The 5,142-nt window shown below is 36.7% G+C and carries 5 protein-coding genes; 1 reads left to right on the top strand and 4 read right to left on the bottom strand.

What is annotated here, in order from left to right; genetic code table 11:
* The first annotated feature begins 103 nt into the window (after positions 1-103).
* Positions 104-358: a SemiSWEET family sugar transporter gene (locus ABXH34_RS17705; protein ID WP_353573212.1), complete on the top strand. Its 255-nt coding sequence runs from the start codon at positions 104-106 to the stop codon at positions 356-358.
* Positions 359-364: 6 nt separating this feature from the next.
* Here ABXH34_RS17705 and gspL read toward each other — a convergent pair whose 3' ends face one another.
* From gspL to ABXH34_RS17685, 4 genes are all read right to left on the bottom strand, one after another.
* Complete coding sequence (gspL, locus tag ABXH34_RS17700; protein ID WP_353573211.1) at positions 365-1,570, bottom strand: type II secretion system protein GspL; 1,206 nt, start codon at positions 1,568-1,570, stop codon at positions 365-367.
* 763 nt (positions 1,571-2,333) lie between these two features.
* Entirely contained in the window at positions 2,334-3,785 is a 1,452-nt protein-coding gene (locus ABXH34_RS17695; RefSeq protein WP_353573210.1) for an SPFH domain-containing protein, read from the bottom strand.
* 240 nt (positions 3,786-4,025) lie between these two features.
* Positions 4,026-4,316: a hypothetical protein gene (locus ABXH34_RS17690; protein WP_353573209.1), complete on the bottom strand. Its 291-nt coding sequence runs from the start codon at positions 4,314-4,316 to the stop codon at positions 4,026-4,028.
* Between the two features lie 2 nt (positions 4,317-4,318).
* A partial coding sequence (locus ABXH34_RS17685; protein ID WP_353573208.1) for a hypothetical protein occupies positions 4,319-5,142 on the bottom strand: 824 nt, incomplete at its 5' end.

Raw genomic sequence — 5,142 nt, 5'->3', positions numbered from 1 at the left:
ATATTATATACTGAAAGGTTGAAACATAAGCGAAATCGTACATACCAGTGGATGGTTTTTGCTTATCAACTTATGGTTATTTAAAGATTGAAAGGTAGGAACAATGACAACGGACTTCCTAGGATTGCTTGTTGCCGTTATAGGCATTTACACTTGCTTACCCCTTGCCTATAAAGCGTACAAAACCAGAGAAACAGCCGAATTTTCTTTTGCAATGCTGTTCTTATTTACAATGCCAGTTATTTTATGGCTAGTTTACGGCGTGCTATTAGGGGCTGTACATCTTGTAGCTGCAAATGCGGTAACATTATTACTTACATTTTATATTCTGAGCATGAAAATCAAATACGAAAGCTAGCCACTATTATTTAACAATATATTTTATTCGCAAGCGACTTTTTACAAAATTGTTTTGGCTCACGGCTGAATTAATTTCGACCTGAAGGTTTTCGCGCATAAGCTGTTGTTTTAATTTCTCTAATGTCTGTAAATCTGCAATGGTTATTTGTAAATCAAAATTACCATGTCGATAGTCTAGCCGTTTGAGCTGAAAGTCTTTTGCCTGCGCTAGTATAGGGCTGATTGACTTAAGCAGTTGCAAAAATGATGGTGCAACGGGCTGTTGGTTTTGCTGCTGAAAAACATGCAGTTTTTGTTCCATTTGGGCACGAGCATTGACTATTTTTCGTGCCTCTGGAAATGTTTTGCGATAAAGCTGATTAATCTGCTGGTTCAGTTGCTCACGCTGTTGAGTTAATTTTTGTACATCAAACCAAATTTGCCCAATTAATATGATTGCTAATAGGCTTGCTAATGCAGCAGTTAATCGCAAATTTTCCCATAATGAAGTGACCTTATTTTGAGGTAAATACTTGTTTTGCAGTAAATTAAGTGGGTTATTTGGCTTTAGGCTACGCAGAAACCATGCAAGCGTTGGCTCTGAGTGAGAATGCTGTTCTACATTAACACCCAAACCATGCAATGTTGTGAGCAAGGCTTCATTTTGCGGACTGGAAAACACATGAATTTTTTCGGGTAAAGTCGCTTGAGTTTGCAATAACGCCGAAACATTACCCAGCTCAATACTAAATCCTGCTGACTCCCCAGTACGCACAATCACTTTTTCTTCCCATAGCATCACACTCCAAGTACTTTCACCATGGTAAGGTAATGCTAACATTTCGGGCAAAATCACAGTAGGCTGGATATTTTGCTGATGAAATGCGTGTAAACAAGTTTGCATTGTTTCATGAGCAACGACGGCAACAGCAACATCATTGTCACGCGGCGATCCGATTGCAAAATGCAACCCTTCCACATCTTGAGCCAATTGTTCTTCTAAAATATAAGGTATGGCTTGAATCAGGCGTTGACGTTGCTTGGTTGGGGTTTCTGCTTGTTGCAATGTGCATTGTGTACCGACAAACAATACATAAACGGGATAACATTGTTTAGGCAGCGTTTCAATGCTGATATTTAGACGTGTATTGAGTATTTTTGCAGGAGCTTGAAACTGAATCCAACTAACCTGCTGAGGAGAATGATAATAAACCAGTAAAGCGGTACGCATAAGTCAAGCAAGAGGTTCAAACGAAAGCAGACATTCTATCCTAACCCGCACTGCTAATCCAATATTGCCTTATTTTGGGTATATTCAGTTCATAGTAGTCTTTGGATATATGAGATATGGAAAAATACGGAAGATTTTGGGAGATTGAAATTTTTGAAAGCAGAATAATAACTATTAATACAATTATAATCAAATGGTTAAGATTAAATCTTGTCACTATAAACAGTGTATTAATGTTTAATTATTAATGAATAGCTTGAAATTTAGATTTTTAGGTTTAGAATGGAGGAAGTTTTAAAAAAGGGCGCGACGTTTTTCATATCGCGCCAAACCACCAAAGGAGGATGGAGGAGATGGTAAAATCTGTACTACAAAAGGTTATCAGCGAATAAAAAAGTTGTGATAAACTTATAAAAAATCTGTCTTCTCTATAAAGCGTGTCTGTGCTGTTCTTGTTTTGTGCACTGCAACAACTTGGATAACAAGATACTTTATTCAGTTTTATTTGTCAAACATTTTTTGATGTTTTTTTAATTTTTATTAAATTTTAAAGTCAGCAAACCATTGATTTGTTGGCTTTAAAAATTCTTCAAAGCAAATTCCTGCCTGTATCATTCCCAAATTCAAGTTGCAATCCATCCTATGATAACTAGTGCAATTATGCCGATAATCAGCACTTTTTAGTTTGGATTGATGCTGTGCATCATTGCGATAATAAGCCCACTCCACATAAAAAGCAGAATGGGCAAGTTGCAGAGGCAGTTTAGCGTGTTGGAACGCTATAGGCAGGACTTGATTTCACTTCAGCATCGATAGCTTGTTGTTGTAACTTTTCCATCGTATTGATTGTCGCAAAACTAGACAATATATCTAAGTTAGTTGGTAAGGCGGCTTTTCCATTTTCACCCGCCAAGTTAACCACGTTATGTGGCATTTCAATTTTAATATTACGCAAATTAGGATAGATGATGTTAGCAATATCACGTTGTAATTCTGCACCATAAATCTCAGGGTCTAAGGCATCATACATTGCTTTGGTGACATCAGCTTCAGCTAAACCTTTTTCACGGATTGCTTGTGCTTCAAATTTTGCTGCTTCGTAGTTCGCTGATTGAATATCACGGTTAGCTTGAGAAATTTCTAATTCTTTGGCTTTTTGAATGACGGCTAAATCTTTCAATTTCTGTTGCTCAATAATTTCTTTATCCGCTTGTTTTTCAGCTTCTTCCACTTCGCGCTGTTTAGCAATGACCGCTAATTCTTTTTGCTTCAATGCACCTTGTTTCGCTACAGTGCGTTCAATTTCCGCTTTTAACTGCGCCGTTTTAGCTTGTTCTTTCGCCGTTTCTTGCTCTTGTACGGTTTTGATTCTGTCCGCAACTAAACGTTTTTTCTCAGACAATAATTTTTCCAACTGCTGTTCAGGGCTGGTATTACCGATGGTCACTTGCGTTGCTTCAATCCCATAACGCTCTAACGGATTATCTAAACGCATAAATTTACCCGTTGCTTTATCAATGACAGGGACTGTTTTCCAAACCAAGGTTTTTGACTTACGTAATTGATTCGAATCCTCTTGACCTAAACCAACAGGTGCTAAGCCCGTTTGCTCAACCTCCACTTGTTTACGTTCTGTTTTGTAAATACCGTAACGCAATTGGTCAATCAAAGCTGATTTGAATTGGTTTAATGCCCCTTGGAAGAATTCTTCACCCGTGTACTGGGTTGACGTATTGACGACAACATCGCGTGCGGTTTTAGTCAATAAGGAGTCAACTAAATTGTCAAAGCTACGGAATTCACGGTGCATTGTTTTCACTTTTTCTGTATCAGTAGGCAATTTAAACCGGAATGTCACCGTAATCAAACCTGTATAAGTATCTGCAAACCGTACACTGACCTCACGGATATTACGCGTGACATAAGTATCTTGCTCCCCAAAACCCACTGTCATCACTTGTTTATATTCAGTAATTTTTGAAAAGTAAGGCATCCGTAAATGTACACCCGGTTCAGTGTATACATCTGTGCCACCAGTCAATGTATTTTGGTAGAAATAAGTGTGTCCTGCATTGGTTTCAAAGTACCAAGAACCTAGAAACATCAGACCAAAAATAATGAGGAACAGAATAACAACTAGTTTACTAATAAGCGGCATAAAAGGCTTAAGTAAGCCAGATACATCTGGCATATCTGGGGGGGTTGCTTTTGCCATGATTCATCTCCTTTGGAGTGCTTAGCTAAAATTGTGATAATAGTGAATTTTGATGACCATAATATTGAAGGTCAACGTAGCTTCGCAAAAAATTTGCCGAAATCATACTGTCATGCTAAACAATGTGCTAAAGAAGTGCAAACTTATCCTAAACTCTAAAAGCCCCGTGTTTATAGGTTGTAATATGCTTATATCAAATTTGAAAGGCTCAAAATTAATATTAGGTTGAGGTTTTATTTCTTATTTATCCAAAAAATGATTATATAAACCTAGATTCATTTCAGCAATTGTAATAAGACGCTGTTTATCAAATAAATCTCCATGGGTAATTAGGTGGACTTTATCATAAAATAATCTTAAATTATCATCTTGTAATTTATTTTCATTCGCTAAAACCGAGGCTTTATATCCATCAGGTACTGGTCTGGAAAAATGACCAATACGCCATTTGGGTTTATATTCAACCTTCAGTCTAGATAATAAAGGGTCTGCTAAACCGCAAGTATCAATAAGATGAGTGCTAGACTTCATTTTTATACCCTTATATCATGTTTAAAACGTTGCCGATTGTCTACGAGCAAGGCTCTATTTTTAACAAAATAAAACTTTCTTTCATCCGCAATCCCTGTTTTTCTAACAAATGTGTTTGCTATTACTTTAGGATGGAAAGAAGAATCTCTTAAAACATTGTTATTATCTACTTGGATAGATGTGATTCCAAAAAATAAAGAAGCCATAAAAATGACAAGAAAAGCAATTGATTCCTGAAAACTAACTAATGACAGTGATATAAGTGCTGCAAAAAAAGGAAATGAGAAAAAACGCCCAGACATGAAATCCCCTCTAATTCTAGCAATATAAAACAAATATAAAATAATCCCGATAGAAAGTAATATTTGAGTTTTATTTTTTTGGATGAAACTCCAAGCAATTGCTATAAGTATAATGCTGAGAGTAATCGGGTCATATTTGATTGAGTCTAAAAAATAATAAAAGCCTTGAGCATAAAGCTCATCTTGTGGAATACCTGCTCCAAGCTTAGCATAAGCAGTGTTTGGCAATAGATAACCATAATAGAAAATCGAAAACAGTTCCCATAAAATGAGCGGTGATAAACCTAATGTATATTGGAAAATGAGTTTTTTAATCCGATGTGATGCTTCTGTTTGATAGGCTTTAAAAGTTGCATAAATCAAGAGAGGAAACACAATAAGGATTGAGTCAGGTCGATTAAGAAATATAAATGAAAAAACAACAATTACTAAACAACCACCCGCTAAAGACGGGTGGGTTAGAGGCTTGGCGGCTGAAAGCCGGGATACAGGGCGACCAAGCCCTGTTGTCATTAAAGAATTAG

Source organism: Candidatus Albibeggiatoa sp. nov. BB20, from assembly GCA_016744725.1.
Lineage (GTDB): Bacteria > Pseudomonadota > Gammaproteobacteria > Beggiatoales > Beggiatoaceae > Albibeggiatoa.
The sequence above is the reverse complement of the archived record's forward strand: the minus strand, read 5'-3'. Positions and strand labels throughout refer to the sequence as shown.